The organism is Kitasatospora sp. NPDC001159, assembly GCF_053598235.1.
Genome location: NZ_JBSFJV010000009.1, coordinates 26,171 through 46,154 on the forward strand (window position 1 = coordinate 26,171; position 19,984 = coordinate 46,154).

General features: G+C 70.3%; 17 protein-coding genes. 5 read left to right on the top strand and 12 right to left on the bottom strand.

All coding sequences use genetic code 11. The features are described from left to right. Window positions 1–3: 3 nt before the first annotated feature. The 8 genes from cydB to sigJ all read right to left on the bottom strand — a co-directional run bounded on the left by cydB (window position 4) and on the right by sigJ (window position 8,413). Window positions 4–1,029: a cytochrome d ubiquinol oxidase subunit II gene (cydB, locus tag ACWC9T_RS07170; protein ID WP_449820054.1), complete on the bottom strand. Its 1,026-nt coding sequence runs from the start codon at window positions 1,027–1,029 to the stop codon at window positions 4–6. A 30-nt stretch (window positions 1,030–1,059) separates the two neighbouring features. Continuing rightward, window positions 1,060–2,604: a cytochrome ubiquinol oxidase subunit I gene (locus ACWC9T_RS07175; RefSeq protein WP_449820055.1), complete on the bottom strand. Its 1,545-nt coding sequence runs from the start codon at window positions 2,602–2,604 to the stop codon at window positions 1,060–1,062. Between the two features lie 350 nt (window positions 2,605–2,954). Next, window positions 2,955–3,077, bottom strand: coding sequence for a hypothetical protein (locus tag ACWC9T_RS07180; protein WP_449820056.1), 123 nt, complete (start codon window positions 3,075–3,077; stop codon window positions 2,955–2,957). 164 nt (window positions 3,078–3,241) lie between these two features. Then, window positions 3,242–4,237, bottom strand: coding sequence for an LAETG motif-containing sortase-dependent surface protein (locus ACWC9T_RS07185; protein WP_449820057.1), 996 nt, complete (start codon window positions 4,235–4,237; stop codon window positions 3,242–3,244). A 174-nt stretch (window positions 4,238–4,411) separates the two neighbouring features. Next, entirely contained in the window at window positions 4,412–5,923 is a 1,512-nt protein-coding gene (locus ACWC9T_RS07190) for a sensor histidine kinase (protein ID WP_449820058.1), read from the bottom strand. 12 nt (window positions 5,924–5,935) lie between these two features. After that, a complete protein-coding gene (locus tag ACWC9T_RS07195; RefSeq protein ID WP_449820059.1) occupies window positions 5,936–6,763 on the bottom strand; it encodes a response regulator transcription factor in 828 nt (275 codons plus the stop codon). A gap of 200 nt (window positions 6,764–6,963) precedes the next feature. Next, window positions 6,964–7,440 carry a carboxymuconolactone decarboxylase family protein gene (locus ACWC9T_RS07200; protein WP_449820060.1) on the bottom strand — a complete coding sequence of 159 codons (477 nt, stop codon included), beginning with the start codon at window positions 7,438–7,440 and terminating at the stop codon, window positions 6,964–6,966. An 88-nt stretch (window positions 7,441–7,528) separates the two neighbouring features. Further along, entirely contained in the window at window positions 7,529–8,413 is an 885-nt protein-coding gene (gene sigJ, locus ACWC9T_RS07205; RefSeq protein ID WP_449820061.1) for an RNA polymerase sigma factor SigJ, read from the bottom strand. 134 nt (window positions 8,414–8,547) lie between these two features. On the opposite strand from sigJ, the gene ACWC9T_RS07210 reads away from it, so the two are divergent. After that, window positions 8,548–9,606 carry a nuclear transport factor 2 family protein gene (locus ACWC9T_RS07210; RefSeq protein ID WP_449820062.1) on the top strand — a complete coding sequence of 353 codons (1,059 nt, stop codon included), beginning with the start codon at window positions 8,548–8,550 and terminating at the stop codon, window positions 9,604–9,606. 79 nt (window positions 9,607–9,685) lie between these two features. Here ACWC9T_RS07210 and ACWC9T_RS07215 read toward each other — a convergent pair whose 3' ends face one another. Further along, window positions 9,686–10,432, bottom strand: coding sequence for a helix-turn-helix domain-containing protein (locus ACWC9T_RS07215; RefSeq protein WP_449820063.1), 747 nt, complete (start codon window positions 10,430–10,432; stop codon window positions 9,686–9,688). A 245-nt stretch (window positions 10,433–10,677) separates the two neighbouring features. Here ACWC9T_RS07215 and ACWC9T_RS07220 point away from each other — a divergent pair, with 245 nt between their 5' ends. From ACWC9T_RS07220 to ACWC9T_RS07235, 4 genes are all read left to right on the top strand, one after another. After that, the gene (locus ACWC9T_RS07220) at window positions 10,678–11,334 is read left to right on the top strand and encodes a DUF4097 family beta strand repeat-containing protein (protein ID WP_449820064.1); all 657 of its coding nucleotides are present in this window, start codon (window positions 10,678–10,680) and stop codon (window positions 11,332–11,334) included. 112 nt (window positions 11,335–11,446) lie between these two features. Further along, window positions 11,447–13,153: a proline--tRNA ligase gene (locus ACWC9T_RS07225; RefSeq protein ID WP_449820065.1), complete on the top strand. Its 1,707-nt coding sequence runs from the start codon at window positions 11,447–11,449 to the stop codon at window positions 13,151–13,153. A 451-nt stretch (window positions 13,154–13,604) separates the two neighbouring features. Continuing rightward, window positions 13,605–14,837, top strand: a complete 1,233-nt coding sequence (locus tag ACWC9T_RS07230; RefSeq protein WP_449820066.1) for a cytochrome P450 — start codon at window positions 13,605–13,607, stop codon at window positions 14,835–14,837. An 8-nt stretch (window positions 14,838–14,845) separates the two neighbouring features. Beyond that, a complete protein-coding gene (locus tag ACWC9T_RS07235; protein ID WP_449820067.1) occupies window positions 14,846–15,040 on the top strand; it encodes a ferredoxin in 195 nt (64 codons plus the stop codon). A 293-nt stretch (window positions 15,041–15,333) separates the two neighbouring features. Here ACWC9T_RS07235 and ACWC9T_RS07240 read toward each other — a convergent pair whose 3' ends face one another. The 3 genes from ACWC9T_RS07240 to ACWC9T_RS07250 all read right to left on the bottom strand — a co-directional run bounded on the left by ACWC9T_RS07240 (window position 15,334) and on the right by ACWC9T_RS07250 (window position 19,974). Next, window positions 15,334–17,421 (bottom strand): transglycosylase domain-containing protein, encoded by a 2,088-nt coding sequence (locus tag ACWC9T_RS07240; protein WP_449820068.1) that lies wholly within the window; start codon window positions 17,419–17,421, stop codon window positions 15,334–15,336. A 1,163-nt stretch (window positions 17,422–18,584) separates the two neighbouring features. After that, the gene (locus ACWC9T_RS07245) at window positions 18,585–19,004 is read right to left on the bottom strand and encodes a hypothetical protein (RefSeq protein ID WP_449820069.1); all 420 of its coding nucleotides are present in this window, start codon (window positions 19,002–19,004) and stop codon (window positions 18,585–18,587) included. A 370-nt stretch (window positions 19,005–19,374) separates the two neighbouring features. Beyond that, entirely contained in the window at window positions 19,375–19,974 is a 600-nt protein-coding gene (locus ACWC9T_RS07250; protein WP_449820070.1) for a hypothetical protein, read from the bottom strand. Window positions 19,975–19,984: the final 10 nt, after the last annotated feature.

Genomic DNA, 19,984 nt, shown 5'->3' on the forward strand with positions numbered 1-19,984 from the left:
GCGTCAGGCCTGGTCGAGCGGGGCGGCCGGGTGGTGCCCGGGGAGGTGCTGGACGCCGATCCGCTTGCGGAACACCCAGTAGGTCCAGCCCTGGTAGAGCAGCACCAGCGGGGTGAACACGGCCGCCACGATGGTCATCAGCTTGAGCGTGTACGGCGAGGAGGCCGCGTTGCTGACGGTCAGGCTCCAGCCGTCGTTCAGGGTGGACGGCATGACGTTCGGGAAGAGCGCCAGGAAGAGCATCGCGACCGCGGCCACGACGGTCGCCCCGGAGAGGACGAACGCCCAGCCCTCGCGGCCGCGCTGGTTGGCCGCCAGCGCGCCGAGCAGGGCCAGTACGGCGATCACCATCGCGACCAGGCTCTTGGCGTTGCCGCTGTCGGCCTGGGTCCAGGTCAGGAAGCCGAGGGCGAGGACGGCGGTCGCCAGGCCCGCCTGCAGGGCGGCCTTGCGAGCGCGCACACGGATCTCGCCGACCGTCTTGAGCGCTGCGAAGACCGCGCCGTGGAAGGTGAACAGGGCGAGCGTCACCAGGCCGCCGAGCAGGGCGTACGGGTTGAGCAGGTCCCAGAGGGTGCCGACGTAGTTCTTCTGCGCGTCGATGTCCACGCCGCGCACGATGTTGGCGAAGGCCACGCCCCACAGGAAGGCCGGGAGGAGGGAGGTCCAGAAGATGGCCTCCTCCCAGTTGCGCTGCCAGCGGGCACCGTCGCGCTTGGCCCGGTACTCGAAGGCCACGCCGCGGACGATCAGGCAGACCAGGATGATCAGCAGCGGGATGTAGAAGCCGCTGAAGAGGGTCGCGTACCAGTCCGGGAAGGCGGCGAAGGTGGCGCCGCCGGCGGTCAGCAGCCAGACCTCGTTGCCGTCCCAGACCGGGCCGATGGTGTTGATCAGCACCCGGCGCTCGGCGGTGTCGCGGGCGAGCGGCTTGGTGAGGACGCCGATCCCGAAGTCGAAGCCCTCCAGGAAGAAGTAGCCGATCCACAGGACCGCGATCAGCACGAACCAGACGTCGTGGAGTTGCATGTCAGATCCTCAGTTCCACGGTGGGGTGCGTCAGTACGCGAAGGCGAGCGGCTTGTCGGCGTCCGCGTCCGCGGACGGGCCGCGCAGCGACGGGTCCCCGGTCGGGGGCTGCTCGGTCACCACCGGGCCGGCCTTGGCGTACTTGACCAGCAGCCGGACCTCGACCACGGCGAGGATCGCGTACAGCACGGTGAAGGTGACCAGCGCGCCGATCTGGGTGCCGACGCTGACGTTGGGGGAGACGGCACTCGCCGTGGTCATCAGGCCGAAGACGGCCCAGGGCTGACGGCCCATCTCGGTGAAGATCCAGCCGAAGCTGTTGGCGATCAGCGGGAAGCCCATGGTCAGGATGCCGATCCGCCAGCTCCACTTGGTGAGCAGCGGGCCCAGTTCCCGCTTCGGGGTGAGCATCAGCCGGGGCACCTCGGTGTCGCCGGTGCGGAACTCGGGGCGCAGGAAGAGCTTCCGTCGGGTCGCCCAGAGGCCGACCAGGCCGGCGGCGAAGGAGGTCATCCCGAAGCCGATCATGAAGCGGAAGCCCCAGTAGGTCATGAAGACGCTCGGGATGTAGTCCTTGGGGTTGCCGCCGTGCGCGGCGGCCTCGGCGGCGGCGGTGTCGTTGATGCCGGGGACGGCGGAGCTGAAGTCGTTCTTGGCGAGGAAGGACAGCACCCCGGGGACCTCCAGCTCGACCGAGTTGTGGCCCTTGCTGACGTCGCCGACCGCGAAGATCGAGAACGGCGCGGGCGCCTGGGTGTCCCACAGGGCCTCGGCGGCGGCCATCTTCATCGGCTGCTGCTCGAACATGACCTTGCCCAGCGAGTCGCCGCTGAGCGCGGTGCCGGCGCCGAAGACCACCGCGAGCACCAGGCCGAGCCGCAGCGAGGTGCGCATCACGGCGGTCTTCCTGGGGTCTGCGCTTTCGGGCCTGCGCTTGGCCTTCCAGAGGTGGAAGGAGGCGATGCCGACCATGAAGGCGGCGCCGGTGAGGAAGGCCGCGGTCAGGGTGTGGAAGACCACGGTGAGCGTGGTGTTCTGGAACAGCACCTTGGCGATGTCGGTGAGCTGCGCCTTGCCGGTGGCCCTGTCGATCGAGTAGCCGACCGGGTGCTGCATCCAGGAGTTGGCCGCCAGGATGAAGTAGGCGGAGAGCACGGTGCCCAGCGAGACCATCCACATGCAGCCGCAGTGGATCTTCTTCGGCAGCTTGTCCCAGCCGAAGATCCACAGGCCGATGAAGGTGGACTCGAAGAAGAAGGCGATCAGCGCCTCCATCGCGAGCGGGGCGCCGAAGACGTCACCGACGAAGCGGGAATAGTCGGACCAGTTCATGCCGAACTGGAATTCCTGCACGATTCCGGTGACGACACCCATCGCGATGTTGATGAGGAAGAGCTTTCCCCAGAACTTGGTCGCGTGGAAGTACTTCTCCTTGTTCGTGCGCACCCAGGCGGTCTCCAGCCCGGCCACGATCGCGGCGAGGCTGATGGTGAGCGGCACGAAGAGGAAGTGGTAGACGGTGGTGATGCCGAATTGCCATCGCGCAATGGTCTCGTGAGCGATTGCCAGTTCCACGTCGCCCTCTCTCCAACGGCCCCTCTCAGGGCGTTTTCGGACAAACTTCGTCCATAGCCGTAGACCGCTGCTCAACCACACAGGCTTGTCCGCTTGTGAACGTGAACACGTTCACAAGCCCCAGTATCCATCATCCTTACGGAGGAACTGCAGGTGGGGTGGGGTTGACAGTCGTGTGCCATGCGTCACGGTTTGCGCTGCGGTCCGCACAGTCTGCGGATCCGGCGGGGGCCGGGGCAACGAACGACCGGGCGGACCGCGCGCGCCTCTTGGCCGAACCGGCGCTTGACAGGGGCGCGCCCCGCTCGCTCCGGCGAGCGGGGCGTGCTAGGCGGGGTGCTGGCTCGTGACTACGGTCGGCCCAGGAGCTGGGCGCCCGAGGTGGAGTCGGCTCGGGCGGTGAAGGGCTCGGTGAAGCCGCGCAGGAACTCCTCCACCGTGATCCGCCCGTCCCAGCGGCAGCACGGTCGCACACGACCGAGGGGGCGACCGGGTGAACGGGGGCAGGTTCAGTCGATCGAGGAGTTTGGGGCCCGAAAACGCGGAACCGCAGGGCAGGCCGGGAGGAGGCCTGCCCTGCGGTTCGGGGTGCGGTGGGGTTCGCGTCCTCCTCCCGAGCGGGCGCGAACCAGGTGAATCAGGAGGTGGATCGGGTCGTCTTGCGGCGGGAGACGTACAGGGCGGCGGCGCCGAGGCTGATGGCGAGGCCGGAACCCAGGGCGAGGTACGGGGTGGCCGGGTTGGAGCCGGTCTCGGCGAGTTCGGCGGCCGAGCCGGTGGTGGCCTTGGTCGAAGTGGTCGAGGAGTTCGAGGAGTTCGACGTCGTCGAGGTGGTGGTGGACTTGTCGGTGCCCGACGTCGTCGAGGTGGTGGTGGACTTGTCGGTGCCGGCCGAAGTGTCGGTCGAGGTGGTCGACGCGGTGGTGTCCGCCGCCTGGGTGACGGCACCGGGCTGCTCGGCAGGCTTGTCCGCCGGCTTGTCGGCGGGCTGCTCGGTCGGCTTGTCCGCGGGCTGCTCGGTCGGCTTGTCGGCCGGCTTCTGGGCGGCGGCCGACTTGGCATCGGCGAGAGCCTTGTCGGCATCGGCCTTGGCGGCGGCTGCGGCCTTGGTGCGCTCCTGAGCCTCGGTGACCCTGGTGAGCGCGGTCATCCGGGCATCGTCCAGCGCCCGGCCGGCAGCGGTCACGGCGTCCTTGGCCTGCTTCTCCGCGTAGCGGGCGGCGTTGGCGGCGTCCATCGCCTTCAGCATGTGCTCCCTGGCCTTCTCGCGGTCCGCGTCCGTCGCGGTGTCGTACGCGGTCATGGCCTTGTGGACCTCGTCGTCGGCGGCGGTCGCGGCCTCGGTGGCCTTCGCAGCGGCGGCCTGGGCCGCCTTGAGCTTGGCGGTGAGGTCCGCCGGGGGCGTGTAGGCGTCGAACTTGGCCTTCTGGTCGGCTTCGTAGGCCTTGGCCTCCTCGTAGGCCTTGGCCGCGTCGGCGGCGGCCTTCTCCAGGGCGGCGATCGAGCCGCCGTCGTTCTGGGTCTGCGCCGCCGGAGCCGACTCCGCGAAGGCGGGAGCCGCGGAGAGCACGACTGCGGGCGAGACCACGGCGGCGACGAGGGCGGCCGAGACCAGCGTACGGCGGAGTTTCACAATGACCCCTTCCGGGTCCGAAAGTATGCAAAAGCCTTTGTCCGGGCACTTCTTGACGTCCCGGCAGCGCTGATCATAGGCACACGGTTTCTTTACGCTCCATGCCGGCTTCCGGCAATGAGCGGGCCCGGTGAATTGCCTGGTTCGCAGAAGAATTGACGAGTCGACAAAGACTCAGGAAACCCGGTCGCCGTTCACGGGCAGTTCGACCCGAAATATGGCGCCGGCGCCGGGTGCGGTGTCCAGGGTGAGGGTGCCGCCGTGCGCGCGGGTGAGGGCGGTGGCGATGGCGAGGCCGAGGCCGCCTCCGCCGCCGTTGTCGCGGCTGCGCGAGGCGTCGACCCGGTAGAAGCGGTCGAAGACCCGCTGGGCCTGCTCCTCGGTGAGGCCGGGCCCGGAGTCGGCGACTTCCAGCAGGCAGACCCCGTCGGCCCCGCCGCCGACCCCGATCCGGACCGGGGTGCCGGGCGGGGTGTGCTTGACCGCGTTGCCGACCAGGTTGGTGACCACCTGCCGCAGCCGCGCCTCGTCACCCAGGACGGGCGCAGCGGCCGGCGCCCCGGCGCCGGAGGGGCCGGTGAGCGCGACCGGGCGGCTCGGGTCGAGGGCGGTGAGGTCGTGCAGCGCGTCGGCGGCGAGGGTGCGCAGGTCCATCGGGGCGAGGTCGAGCGGGCGCTCCTCGTCCAGCCGGGCGAGCACCAGCAGGTCCTCGACCAGGGCGCCCATCCGGACCGCCTCGCTCTCGATCCGGGTCATGGTCCGCTTGACGTCCGCCTCGGTGGGCAGCGCGCCCATCCGGTACAGCTCGGCGAAGCCGCGGATGCCGGCCAGCGGGGTGCGCAGCTCGTGCGAGGCATCCGCGACGAAACTCCGCATCCGGGCCTCGGACTCGGCACGGGCGGCGAAGGCCGCCTCGATCTGGGTGAGCATGCCGTTGAGCGCGATCGACATCCGTCCGACCTCGGTGCCCGGGGAGAGCTCGGGCATGCGGTGCGACAGCTCCCCGGCCGCGATCCGCGCGGCGTCCGCCTCGATCCGGCGCAGCGGCCGCAGCCCGGCCCGTACCGCGAAGAAGCCGAGCGCGGCGATCAGCACCAGGACGGCTCCGCCGATGGCGAGGAAGGAGGTGCGCAGTTTGCCGATGGTGGCGTCGATGTCCTCGCGGGAGACGGCCACCATGACATAGGTCGGGGCGGTGGTCGGCGAGGCGTACGCGCCGATCCCAGGGGTGGGCGTGCGGGGGTCCTGGAGCTGCAGCACCAGGACCCGCCAGCTGTGGTGGCCGCGTTGGTCGGGCAGGTCGAAGGGGACGTCCGGGGCGGTCTGGGTCGGGTCCAGCCCGGCCAGTTGCGGCGCCGGGTCGCTGTCCGAGACGGGCTGGCGCATGACCGCCTGGACCTTGCCGTCCGAGGACAGGTACTGCACCAGGTACTGGCTGGGCAGGCTGATCCGCCGCCCGGTGACGGCGGGCTTGCCGGCGTCCGGCGTGGTGAGCCGGCCGGGGGGCTTGCGGGAGAGGGGCGGCCCGTACCGCTGGAGCTGTTCGTCCAGCTGCTCCACCAGCTGCGCCCGTACGGTGCCGAGCACGAAGGTGTCGCTCACCGCGAGCCCGGTGGTGACCAGCGCGAGCGCGAGCACCAGCAGCCGGGCGCGCAGCGACAACCTGGAGGAGAAGCGGGCGAACACGGGCGGGTCCGGTCAGCCCTGCGGGGGGCGGCGCAGCGCGTAGCCGATGCCGCGCACGGTGTGGATCAGCTTGGGGCCGTGGGCCGGGCCGGAGTCGAGCTTGCGGCGCAGGTAGGAGATGTAGGACTCGACGATGGAGAGGTCGCCCCCGAAGTCGTAGGCCCAGACGTGGTCGAGGATCTGCGCCTTGGAGACCACCCGGCCGACGTTGGCCATCAGGTAGTGCAGCAGCTTGAACTCGGTCGGGGAGAGCGAGACGGGGGTGCCGGCACGGGTGACCTCGTGGGCGACCGGGTCGAGGCTGAGGTCAGCGACGACCAGTCGGCCGTCCTCGGCGGGCCCGCCGGCCCGGCGCAGGATCGCGCGGATGCGGGCGATCAGCTCCTCCAGGCTGAACGGCTTGGTGACGTAGTCGTCGGCGCCCGCGGCCAGGCCCTGCACCTTGTCGCCCACGCCGTCCTTGGCGGTAAGGAAGAGCACCGGCAGGTGGTCGCCGGGGTGCCCGTGCGCGGGTCCGGCGATCTGGCCCCGGGTGGTGCGCTCGCGCAGCTTCGCGACGACGGTGAAGCCGTCGAGGTCGGGCAGCATCACGTCGAGGACCACCAGGTCCGGGCGTTCGGCGGCGATCAGCTCCAGCGCCTCGGTCCCGCTCGCGGCGGAGGCCACCCGGAAGCCGGAGAAGCGCAGCGAGGCGGCGAGCAGCTCGCGGATGTTCGGCTCGTCGTCCACGACGAGGAGGAAGGCCTCGCCCTGGCCCCCGGCCACGGCGGAGCCGCCCGGTGTGGTGACAGTGCCTTGCACGGGGGTTTCGCCTCCCGGTCGGACGATGACGTTCAGCATGAGGCTAGCTCTCGGAGGCTACGCGGCATGGATGAATGTTGGATTAACACCTTATCGGTCGGTTTTTGGGCGACAAGCCCACAGGGGTGGGCTCGGTGGTGTGCGTACCGGCGCCGGGCGTACGCCGGGAACGCCGACGGCCAGGGAGGGTCTCCCCCGCCGTCGACGCGGTGTCCCCGCAGTGTCCCCGCAGTGCCGGCTCAGTGCTGGGCGAACTGGCCGGGCTGGTAGCCGCCGGCGGGCTGACGGATCATGACGTTGCCGCGGTTGAACGCGTTGATCAGCGCGATCGTGCAGACCAGCGCCGCGAGCTGCTCCTCGTCGTAGTGCTTCGCCGCGTTCTCCCAGGCCTCGTCGGTGACCCCGCCCCCGTCGGCCAGCCGGCTGCCCTGCTCCGCCAGCTCCAGGGCGGCCCGCTCGGCGTCGGTGAAGACGGTGGCCTCGCGCCACACCGCGACCAGGTTCAGCTTGGTCGCCTCCTCACCGGCGTGCACGGCGTCCTTGAAGTGCATGTCGACGCAGAAGCCGCAGCCGTTGATCTGGCTGGCCCGCAGCCGCACCAGCTCCTGGGTCACGTACGGCAGGGTCGAATCGGCGATCGGCTGGTTGGCCGCGATGAGGTGCTTGAAGACCTTGCCCATGACCGGGCTGGTGAAGGGGTTCAGGCGGGCTTCCATGGTGTGCTCCCTCGGTCTCGCGGTTTCCGTTGCTTCCCTTACGACACGGCAACCGGGCGGCTTGTGACAGCCCTGGACGTGTTCTGCGTCACTCCGCCCAGGGGCGGAGCTTCTCCGGGTTGCGCACCGCCCAGATGTGGGTGATCCGGCCGTCGGCGATCCGGAACGCGAACACGGTGTCGGTGACGCCGTCCTGCTGGGCGACCAGGCCGGGCTGCCCGTTGACGGTGCACTCCACCAGCGTCCTGCCGGGCACGGACCGGATGGCGTCGAGGAAGGGGGCGATCCGCTCGCTGCCCGAGAGCGGCCGCAGCATGGCGATGACCAGCCCGCCGCCGTCGGAGATCACGGTGGCGTCCGGGTCGAGGAGGTCCATCATGGACTTGAGGTCCTTGGCCTCCCAGGCCCGCTTGAAGTCCCGGACGATGCCGGCCTGGGTGCTCGTCGGGGCGGCCGGCACCTGCGCCGCGCGGATCCGGCGGCGGGCGGAGGAGGCCAGCTGGCGGCAGGCCGCCGCCGAACGGCCGACGATCGCGGCCACTTCGGCGAACGGGTACTGGAAGACGTCGTGCAGGATGAACGCGACCCGCTCGGCCGGTGTCATGGCTTCCAGGACGACGAGGAAGGCCATGTTGACCGACTCGTCGAGGGTGATCCGGTCCGCCGGGTCCGCCGTGGCCCCGTCGGTCCACTCCCTGCGCTCGGGCACCGGCTCGGGGATCCACTCGCCCACGTAGCGCTCACGCCGGGCGCGGGCGGAGCCGAGCAGGTTGAGGCAGATCCGGCTGGCGACCGTGGTCAGCCAGCCGCCGGGGGAGGCGACGGCGTCCCGCCGCTCCGGGGTCATCGCGTACCAGCGGGCATAGGTCTCCTGCACCACGTCCTCGGCGTCGGCGAGCGAACCGAGCAACCGGTAGGCCAGATTGATCAGTTGGCGCCGCTCACTCATGATCACGTCCAGCTCCTGGTCCATTCCCCGCCTCCCGCTGCTGTCCGTCCACTCCTCCATCCGACCGGACAGCGCACCGGAATGTGACGTCCGGCCGCCCACCTCACATTCCGGCGGGCCGTCTTGTCGTACCGGGCAGGACCGAACGGAGGAACCTGATGAACGACTTCCAAGCGATCGCCGACCGCGCCGAGATCCAGGCGCTGCAGGCCGATTTCACCGATGCAGTGATGATGCGCGACCGCGCCCGTCTCTCGCAGCTGTTCACGCCGGACGGCGTGCTGCGGATGCCCGACGTCCCCGTCGAGTTCACCGGCATCGAGCAGATCCGGGTCGGCGGCGAGAAGCTCCAGGAGCAGTGGGACTTCTTCGTGCAGACCACCCACCCGGGCGCCATCGAGATCGACGGCGACACCGCGACCGGCCGCGCGTACATGCACGAGATCGTCCGCCTGAAGAACGACTTCCAGGGGTTCAACTACGCGATCTACCATGACCGTTACCGGCGTACGGCGGAGGGCTGGCGGTTCGCCGAGCGGGTCTACGAGATCCGGTACCTGGACACCACCCCACTGACCGGCTCGGCGCCGCGGGCCGCGCAGGCGCGTCCGCCGTTCACCGACCCGGCGCCCGCGGACCGGCTGGAGCGCGCGGCCGCCGCGCTGGCGGAGCACGGCTTCACCGTCGAGATCCTCGACGACGCCGCCGCCGCTCGGAACCGGGTCCACGAGCTGATCCCGGAGAGCGCGAGCGTGTTCACCGCAGCCAGCGAGACCCTCCGGCTGTCCGGCCTCGACGAGGACATCAACACCGGCGGCCGCTACCTGTCCGTCAAGACCCGGGCGCTGAGCATGGACCGGGCCACCGAGGCCGACGACCTCCGGCGCCTGGTCGCCACCCCCGACGTCATCGTGGGCAGTGTCGCGGCCGCCACCGAGACCGGCTCCCTGGTCCTCGCCTCGGGCACCGGCAGCCAACTGCCCGGGGGCGTCGGCGGCGCCGGGCGGGCGATCTGGGTGGTCGGCGCACAGAAGGTGGTCCCCGACCTGCCCACCGCCCTGCGCCGCGTCCAGGAGCACGCCCTGCCGCTGGAGGACGCCCGCGCCCGGGCCGCTTACGGACGGCCCAGCGCCGTCAACCAGCTGCTGGTGCTCAACGCGCCGGCCCGGTCCACCCCGGGCACCGTCCTGCTGCTCCGCGAGGCCGTCGGGTTCTGAGGCCTTCGGGTTCTGAGGCCGCGCTTCACGGGTGCGGTCGGCACGGGGAGTTCCGCGCTCGCGGCCTTGCGACGGTGGCTCAGTCGGTGCCGCCCCCGGTGCCGTCGGAAGCGGGTTCGGGCTTCGTGTGGAGGATTTCACGGGCCTGCTCGGCGGCCCGGGCGATGCTCTCGGAGACGAAGTCCATGAAACGGGCGACGTTCTCCAGGCGGGCGCCGGCCGGGGTGCCGGGGCCGAGGACACCGGCGCCCTGTCGGGCGATCTGGACGAAGCGGGCGTTGGCGCGGGCGGTGGCCATCATCGACTGGTACCAGACGTCGTCGTCGACGACGTAGCGCTCGCGGCGGCGCTCGTCGCGCTCCCGGCGGACCAGGCTCTGGGTCTCCAGGAACGCGATCGCCTTGGAGACGGACGCCGGACTGATCTGGAGGCGCTGGACGAGCTCGGACGCGGTGAGGCTGGCCTCGTCGGTCGTGAAGAAGCAGGCCAGCACCCGGGCCGTCATCCTGGGCAGGCCCGTTTGGATGAAGACGGAGGCGAACATCTCCTCGTACTCGCGCACGGCCTCGACGTCGCGCCCGTCGGCCGACGGGGCCGCGCCCACCCCCCGGACCGCGGGCTGCCGACGGCGCTGGGCCCGGTGTTCGGTGGCGCGGTGGGCGAGTTCGGCGCGGTAGGCGGTGGGACCGCCGTTGCGCATCACCTCGCGCGTGACGGTCGAGGTCGGACGCTCCAGGCGTCGGGCGATCTCCGCGTAGGCGAGGCCGTCGGCCAGTCCCAGCGCGATCTGCTGGCGTTCCTGCTGGGTGAGTCTGCCTCCCGGCATCGCGGCCTCCTCTGTGGCAACGGTGGATGGCCTCAGCATAGCGTTCATTCTTCAGTCATTGCAACGAACCCAATGCGCGCCGTTGCATTCGAATTACGCCCACTGCAACGATTTCCCTGCATTGAACTGCAGTGATGGCACTTTGACGCAACGACTCTGTTGCCACATGTCTGAACGCAACGTAGCTTTTCCACTATCAGAAACGACGGGCCGAAGGGGCCCGCCGCTGGTTAGGAGAAGCAACGATGCACAGGTTCGCCACCGCCGCCCCGATCGCCGCCGTCCTGGACGTCCCCGCCGGCCGCATCCAGGTCATCGCCGCCGACCGCGCCGACACCACCGTCGACATCCGCCCCGCCAACCCCGGCAAGAACCGCGACGTCCAGACCGCCGAGCAGACCTCCGTCAGCTGCACCGACGGCGTGCTGCGGATCCACACCGGCGAGGTCGGCGGCAAGCTGCTCGGCCCCGGCGCGATCGAGGTCACCGTCCAACTGCCCGCCGGCTCCCGCGTCGAGGCCCGCACCGCCAGCTGCGAACTGCGCGCCGTCGGACGCCTGGGCGACGTCGACTTCGAGGGCGCCTACCGCCAGATCAAGATCGATGAAGCCGCCGCCCTGCGCCTGACCGCCGTCGACGGCGACATCGAGATCGGCCGCCTCACCGGACCCGGCCGCATCACCACCGCCCGCGGCGACATCCGCGTCACCGAAGCCGTCCGCGGCACCCTCACCCTGCGCACCGAGGCCGGCCACATCACCGTCGCCGCCACCACCTGCGCCACCCTCGACGCCGCCACCTCCCACGGACGCATCACCAACACCCTGCGCAACACCGGCACCGCCGAACTCGACATCCACGCCACCACCAACCACGGCGACATCACCGCCCGCAGCCTCTGAGCTCGGGTTTGAGCGGGGACCGCACCGGTCGAAACGGAGTGATTCGGTCGTGGCTCCGCCACTAGACTGCCGCGGCATTCCGCAGCCTTGCCGAGAGGACGGTGTCCGGCCCATGCGTTGGTCCCAGCTGTACGCGCCCACCCTCCGGGAGGACCCGGCGGACGCGGATGCGGTGAGTCACCGCCTGCTGGTGCGGGGAGGGTTCGTCCGGCAGCTGATGGCCGGTCACTACTCCCTGCTGCCGCTGGCGGTCCGGGTGCGCGCCAAGATCATGGACATCGTCCGCGAGGAGATGGCCGCGATCGGCGCCCAGGAGTTCGTCCTCCCTGCGATGCACCCGGCGGAGATCTGGCAGCGCAGCGGCCGCTGGGACGTGATGGGCGAGGAGATGTTCCGGCTCAAGGACCGCAAGGGCGCGGACCTGGCGCTCGGCATGACGCACGAGGAGATCTTCACCGTGCTGTCGCAGGAGCTGCGTTCGTACCGGGACCTGCCGCAGCTCTGGTACCAGTTCCAGACCAAGTTCCGTGACGAGGCCCGCCCGAAGAGCGGGCTGTTGCGGGTGCGCGAGTTCACGATGAAGGACTCGTACAGCTTCGACGTGGAGCCCGCCGGCCTGGACCGCTCCTTCGACCTGCACCGGGCCGCCTACGAGCGGATCTTCGCCCGCCTCGGACTGCCCGCGATCGCCGTCCAGGCGTCCAGCGGCAGCATGGGCGGCAGCGCATCGGTGGAGTTCATGAGCCCCTCGGAGGCGGGCGAGGACCTGGTGGTCCGCTGCCCCGGCTGTGACTACGCGGCGAACACCGAGAAGGCGACGTCCGCCCTGCCCGCCGTCGTGGACGGCCCGGGACCGGACGCGCCCGAGCGGTTCGACACCCCCGATGCGCGGACGATCGACGAACTGACCTGCCGTCATGGCGTCTCGGCGGAGCGGCAGATCAAGACCCTGGTGTACGTGGTCGACGGCCGGCTGACGCTCGTCCTGGTCCGCGGCGACCACAACCTGGTGGAGCAGAAGCTCATCGACACCCTCGCCGCCACGACGGTGCGTCCCGCGACCGCCGAGGAGATCCAGGCGGCGCTCGGAGCCTCCCCCGGCAGTCTGGGCGCCGTCGGCCTCGCCGGGCTGCCCGTCCTCGCGGACGAGGCCCTGCGCGGCCGTACCGCCATGACCACCGGCGCCAACACGGACGGCGTCCACCTGCGCGGGGTGTCGGTCGAGCGGGACATCGCCGTGCAGCACTGGGCGGACCTGCGGGAGGTGACCGCGGCCGAGCCCTGCCCCCGGTGCGGTACGCCGCTGGAGGTGGTGGTCACCATCGAGGTGGGCCACATCTTCAAGCTCGGCCACAAGTACACCGAGACCCTCGGCGTCTCCGTGCTGGGCCCGGACGGCGGGCGCGTCGTCCCGATCATGGGCAGCTACGGGATCGGCGTGGAACGCGCGTTGGCCTCGATCGTGGAGACCCACCACGACGACAAGGGCATCGTCTGGCCCGTCGCCGTGGCCCCCTTCGAAGTGGCGGTCGTGGTCCTCGGCGGCAGTGACGAGCAGGTGACGGAGACCGCGGAGGCCCTGTACCGGGAACTGCGCGGCGAGCGGGTCGACGTGCTGTTGGACGACCGCGACGAGCGGCCCGGCGTGAAGTTCCGCGACGTCGAGCTGATCGGCATCCCCTACCGGATCACGGTCGGCGCCCGCGGCCTCGCCGACGGGACGGTCGAGGTCACCACCCGGGCCACCGGCGAGACCCGGTCCGTCCCGGTGGCGGCGGCGGTGGAACACGTCCGGAAGCTGCTGACCGCCGCGGTGTGAGCCACGGACGCGGCGGCAGGGTTCGACGGGGGACTGACCCGGCGTACGGGCCGACCGGGCGGGCGACCTCACACGGCCTGCCGGCCATGGGTGACGGCCAGGTCGCGGATGGCGTCGGCGATGGCGGGTGGCGGAGGTGGTGGCGGCGACGGTGATGTGGCCGGCCTCGGTGCGCAGGGTGAGGGTGCCGCGGACGGCTTCGGTGACGCGGATGTCGCCGCGGGCGCGGGTGTCGATGTGTCACCTTGGCCGGTCGGCGATGCCGCGCGGATCGTCCGGTCGACACGTTCCGCTCCCCGGCCAGGGGAGAACGGACGGGCGCAGATCGGCCGTTCGGAGGTACCCCAGCACGGGAGGCCAATTGACTGATGAAACATCAAACATATTGATTAACACGGCACTTGAGGTCACTCGGCGTCGTCATCCACGGACGGGGCATCTGGCATGATTGATGATCGTGACAGCTACCGGCAGCCGCTCGACCGAGGCCCCCGCCTATCCGATGGCGCGCACCTGCCCCTTCCGGATGCCCGACGGCTACGAACAGCTGCGCGCGGACGGTCCGTTGTCGCGGGTGACGCTGTACGACGGCCGGGAGGTCTGGCTGGTCTCGGGGAGCGAGGAGGGCCGCGCCCTGCTGCTCGACCCCCGGATCTCCGTCAGCGTCCGGCACCCGTCCTTCCCCGCTCTGGCCCCGCAGCTCGCCGAGCAGGCGGACGCCGGGTTCTCGCCCCCGCTCAGCGGCGTCGACGACCCCGAACACGCCCACCAGCGGCGGATGGTGATCCCCGCGTTCGGCATCCGGCGGATCGCCGCGCTGCGCCCGCGCATCGAGGAGATCGCCCAGCAGCTGGTCGACGCGATGCTCGCCGGGGGCGACCGGGCCGACCTGGTCTCGGCGTACTCGCTGCCGCTGGCCTGCGCGGCGAACTTCGCCCTGCTGGGCGTCCCCGAGGACGACGGCCGCTACATCGCGGAGCGCACCCGGCGAGTCCTCGCCCCCACCGGCGGGGAGGCCCCCGGGGAGGCCGAGCGGACCTTCGGCGAGATCCTCGACCGCCTGCGCGGGCTCATCGCGCGCAAGGAGCAGGAGCCCGGTACCGGGCTGATCGACGACCTCCTGGCGGCACAGCCGGACGAGGGCGGGATGGACCGCGACCAGCTGGTGGCACTCTGCGCGATCCTCCTGACCGGTGGCGACGACACCACCTCCAGCACCATCGCCGCCTCGACCCTCGCGCTGCTCGAACACCCGGAACAGCTCCAACGGCTGCGTTCCGAGCCTGAGTTGATGGCGGAAGCGGTCGACGAGCTGACCCGGCTCACCACCGTCGCGGACGTACTGCCCCGCGTCGCCACCGCGGACATCGAGATCGCCGGGCACACCATCAGGGACGGCGACGGGATCCTCGTCTCGCTGATGCTGATGAACCGGGACCTCGACACCTGGCAGCAGCCCGATGCCCTGGACATCGACCGCAAGGCCGGCCGTCACGTCGCCTTCGGGTACGGCATCCACCAGTGCGTCGGCCAGAACCTGGCCCGGGCGGTCATCGAGACGGCGCTGACCGTCCTGCTCCGCCGCGTCCCGACCCTGCGGCTCGCCGTACCCGCCGACCAGGTGCGGGCCAACCTCCCGTACGTGCTGCAGGGCAGCATGTCCACGCTGCCGGTCGCCTGGTAGGAGGCGCCGTGGATATCGGGATCGACACCGACAGGTGCGTCGGCGCGGCCATGTGCACCCGCCATGCACCCGAGGTGTTCACCCAGGACGACGAGGGCGTCGTGGAACTGCTCCCGGGCGGTGCGGTCCAGGCGGACGACCCGCTGGTCCGGGAAGCGGCGCTGGCCTGCCCGGTGCAGGCCATCACCCTGGGCGCAGGCTGACCGCCTGAGGTCACCCGAGGGTCCGCTGCATCAGGAACCGTCGTGAGCGCTCGGATCACCGAGACGCGGGTGCAGCCGAACCGCTGCCTTGCGGAAGGCAACCACCTCGGGAAAGACCGCCTCGACATCGAGCGGACGCGGCGGGTCGTGCGAGCCATCGAACGGCCCGTCTACAGAGGAGTCGGCGACCCGCCTGTATCTACCGGCGGCCCCTTGCGAGGAGCAAGGGGCCGCAGCGGGAGCTGCACAGGAAGTCGGTTGCTCCTGGGGTCGCTGCTCGGGGAAGGGGGCGGTCAGTGCTGCTGGCCGGACGGGGTGGCGGTCTGCGTGCCCGTGCTGGTCCCGGTGCTGCTCGGGTCGGGCTTGGACACCGGGTCGGGGATGTCGGCCATCGGCAGGGACTCCTCGGGCGTACCGCGCAGGGCCTGGTTCATGGCTTCCCGCCAGATCGGTCCGGGGCCGTCGGCGCCGAACACCTCGTCGTGGTGATGCCCGTTGATCGTGATGTCGCGCATCTCGACGCCGCCGGCGGGGCCGCCGAGCCAGACGGCGGTGGCGAGCTGCGGGGTGTAGCCGTTGAACCAGGCGGCCTTCTTGTGGTCCGAGGTGCCGGTCTTGCCGGCGATCTGCCGGTCGTCCTCCAGGTGGAGCGCCGCGCCGGTGCCCCTGTTCTCGGTCACGCCGTTCAGGACGGTGTTCAGCGCTCGGGCCGTTTCCTCGGAGAACACCTTCTCGCAGTGGCCGGCCGGGACGGGGACGTCCTTGCCGTCCACGGTGGTGATCTTGTTGATGGCGATCGTGGCGCAGTGCGTGCCTTCGGCGGCGAAGGTCGCGTAGACGTTGGCCATGGTCAGCGGGCTCATCTCCTCGACGCCCAGGGCCATCGCGGGGACCTCCTCCAGGGGCTTGCCGCTGGCCTTGGTGGTGATGCCGAGCTTGTTGGCCATCTGCTTGACCGCGCAGAGGCCGATCTCCTGCTCCATCTGCACGAAGTAGGTGTTGACCGAGCGGGCCATGGCCTCCTTGAGCTGGTAGGGGCCCTTCTCGTCGGGGGACTCGTTGGGCACCACCGTCTTGGGCCGGGCCTCGTTCTTCCAGGTCCCCTCGCAGGTCTTCATCGTCGGGTACTCGAGCTTGTTCGGGGACTTGTACTCCTGGGTCGGCGACAGGCCCGCCTCCAGTGCCGCGGCCGCGACGATCGGCTTGAAGGTGGAGCCGGGCTGGAAGCCGTTGCCGCCGCCCATCGCCAAGTCGACGTTCAGGTTGACGACGGTCTGGTTCTTCTCCGTCACCAGACCGTAGGGGCGGGTCTGGGCCATGGCGAGGATCTTGCCGGTGCCGGGCTCCACCATGGTGGCGGCGGCGGAGACGGTGTCGGTGACCCGCACGTTGGTGCTCACCGCGTTCTGGGCGGCGGCCTGCTTGTCCGGGTCCAGGGTGGTGTAGACGTTCAGGCCGCCGGTGTCCCAGAGCTTCTTGCGCTCCTCGGCTGACTTGCCGAAGGCCGGGTCCTGCTTGACCACATGGCGGACGTAGTCGCAGAAGAAGCCCATGCCGGCCTTGGCGGTGATGCAGCCGTTCTGCGGGTCCTTGTACTTCAGGCCGAGCGGGGCGGCCTTCGCCTCCTTGGCCTGGTCCGCGGTGATGTGCTTGTTCTCCACCATCTTGTCGATGACGGTGTCCCGGCGCTTCTGCGCGGCCTGCGGGTGCAGCTTCGGGTCGTACTGGGAGGGGTTCTGCACCAGCCCGGCGAGGGTGGCGGCCTCGGCGATGGTCAGGCCCTTGTTGCTCTTGCTGAAGTAGCGCTGGGACGCGGCCTCGACCCCGTAGGCGCCGTTCCCGTAGAAGGTGATGTTGAGGTAGTTGGTGAGGATCTGATCCTTCGACAGCTCCTCGTCCAGCTTGATCGCGACCTTGAGCTCCTGGATCTTGCGGCCCAGGGTCTTGCGCTGGGCCTCCTGCACGGCGTCCTTGTCGTCGCCGGCCTTCTCCACGTTGACGTTCTTCACGTACTGCTGGGTCAGCGTGGAGGCGCCCTGGGAGGCGGTGCCGCTCTCCGCGTTCTTGCTGAGCGCGCGCAGGACGCCCTTGAGGTCGACGGCGCCGTGCTCGTAGAAGCGGGCGTCCTCGATGTCGACCTGGGCCTGCCGCATGAACGGCGACATCTGATCGGCGGTGAGGACGGTGCGGTCGCGCTCGTAGACCTTGGCGATCAGGCCGCCCTTGGCGTCGAAGATCTGGGTCGCCTGGGTGAGCGGCGGGGTCTTGAAATCGTCGGGGATGTCCTCGAAGCCCTCCGCCGCGCTCTTGGCGGTCAACCCGATGCCACCGGCGACGGGCAGGGCGAGGCCTGCCAGCAGCACACCGGACACGACACTCACACCCAGGAAGGTCGCTCCGAAGCGGGCCAGCCGAAGCGGCCCGTTGCGGGACGGGCGGAGATCCGCATCATCGGACGAATTCCGTATCGGAGGGAGATTCGATTCCATTCCGGAATGCTAACCCTTGAACCTCCTCGGTCGAATGGTTTTTCGCGCGCAACTGTCACGGCTGTGCAACAGGCATCGGAATCGCCCCGACACATCAAGTCGCATGCGAACTGAATAAATACGGTGGAATCCGGCAGGATGAACCGAATTCGGCCCACCTCGCGTGCGCGCCTCTCCCCTCCCGTGGCCCTGACATCACTTAGACGCCGTGAGCGGGGCAAAATGTTGCATGCACCCGGGCAGCCCGGCCCAAGCTCCGGCGGCCCGCCGCCCACCCGCTCCACCGGAACGCCCGGCTCGCCCCAGGACCGGTGGAACGCCCCCGCCCTCCCCGCCCGGCCGACGACCGCACCCGTCCTGCCGGTTATGAGGCCAGATTTCCGTTCTACGGGAGTTCCTGCCCCGTTTTCGGCAATGCAACGTCAACCACTCCGCCGCGCTCCGCAGCACTTCGCCCCGCCGAGCACAGGCTCGGCGGGGCGAAGTGGTCAGGGCCCGAATGAACCGACAGCACCTGAGGAGCCCGGCGCCGCCGGAACGATTCGCCGGGATGGGCGTCAGCGGTTGTTGTTCGCTCGGGAAGCTCGGCGCTGGGTGTTATGGGCGGCCTGGCGCCATTCGTCCTCAAGGATGCTGAAGATCAGGGAGTCCCGCCGGCCGTCGCTGAGCAACTGGGTGTGCGGGGCGCCGGCGCTCATTGCGGACGTGCAGTTCGCCCATGCCGACGGCGTCCGGTCCGAGGCGGGCGACGTAGGCGAGCCTGCGCGGTGGCGTGGCCGACCAGGCTCTGACCGCGCGCTCCACGAAGTCCTGGGTTTCCGCCTCCGTGTTCGGGCCCCGTGGCTGGTAGCGGCACGCGTCGTTCAGCGACGCCCAGTAGTGAATTGCCGACCAGTCCTCCTGAACGATCCTGTCCAGGGCCGCGGAACGCCTACGCACGAGGCGATCACGTCGGCCTTCGCCACCGGGATCAAGGGTGCGGCCCCTCGCGCGGGTGAGCGCGAGGGGCCGTAGCGGGGACCGCGTGAGAAGTCGGGTGGACCGATTTCCTCTGCTCACTTCGTCTTGGGGAAGTTGGCGGTGAGGGCGGCGGTGCGGGTGAGGATCGCGACGGGGATCAGGGCGAGGGCGGAGAGGGCCTGGAGGACGGCGTACCAGGCCGGGCAGATGCCGGGGATCAGGTCGACGCCGATGACGGCGAGGGGCATCACGGTGGCGACGGTCCGGATGCGGTCGAAGGCCTTGGCGGAGCCGTTCTCGGCGCGGGCGGTCACGCGCAGGAGCACCGGGGCGAGGGCGGGGAAGATGACGCCGCGGATCCACATGAACGGCGTCGTCTCGTGGCCGAGTGAGGCCATCACGGCGACGGTCGCGAGGGTGATGACGCCGACCGCACCGAAGAGCGTGATGCACTTCTTCGCCATGGTGAAGGCGTTCTGGGTACGGGAGTTGCCGAGGGTCGCTGTCGCGGTCATCGCCATGGATCTGTCCTCCGTGTCGTGGTGGTAACGACGTTACGGAGCAGGCGATCGGGCCGACACCGGTCTGGCCCCACACCTGGGGTGGGGCCAGACCCACCCCAGGGAAACGGCCGCCGGAACGATTCAGACGTCCCAGCCGCCCGACGTGCTCGTGCTCAGTCAGATACACCCGCTGAACTGCATGCGGAGTGCGGCTTCATGGATGAACGCTGTGTAGGGCGTGACACCGGCCCCAACGATCGCCTCGGTGTGATCGCGGCCCTGAAGATGCCGCGCCCGAACGACAGCGACGAGCGCAGCTGAACACGCGGAGGCCCTCGTCCCAAACAGGGCGAGGGCCTCGCGGGCGTCCGTCGGCGCCGGGTTAGCCGCCGGACGGGTTCCGGTTCCCCCCTCCGAAGCCACCGCCGCCACCGCCGAACCCGCCGGCAGCGCCGCCTTCGACGAGCTGGCTGGCGTTGTAGCCGCCGCTGGAGTCGGGCGTGCCGACGACGGTCACGCTCTGGCCGGGCTGGAGGTCGGCGACCTTGCCATCCTTGTTGAGCTGGACCTTGGTGGTGTCGGCAGTCGTGACCTTGATGGTGTTGCCGTTGGCGTCGGTCAGGTAGACGGTCGAACCGTCCACTGCCTTGACCGTGCCACGCGCGAAGCCGGGCTGTCCGCCCTGCCCCTGCCCGCCCTGACCCTGACCCTGGCCACCTCGGCGCCCAGAGCCCTGCCCGCCGTAGCCGCCCGCCGCAGGGGCACCCGCAGCCGCAGCCCGAGGAGAGGAGGACTTCCCGCTCGGTGCCTGCCCCTGCTGGTACCAGACCCCACCGGCAAACGCACCCGTGGCGATCACACCGCCCGCCAGCACCAAGCTCAGCCAAGGCAGCTTCCGACGCGGCGGAGCGGCCAGCTCACCACTGACGTCCCGCGCATCCGGCGGAGTGGCAAGGAGCGCAACCTGATCGTCGTGATTCATCGAAGAGTGC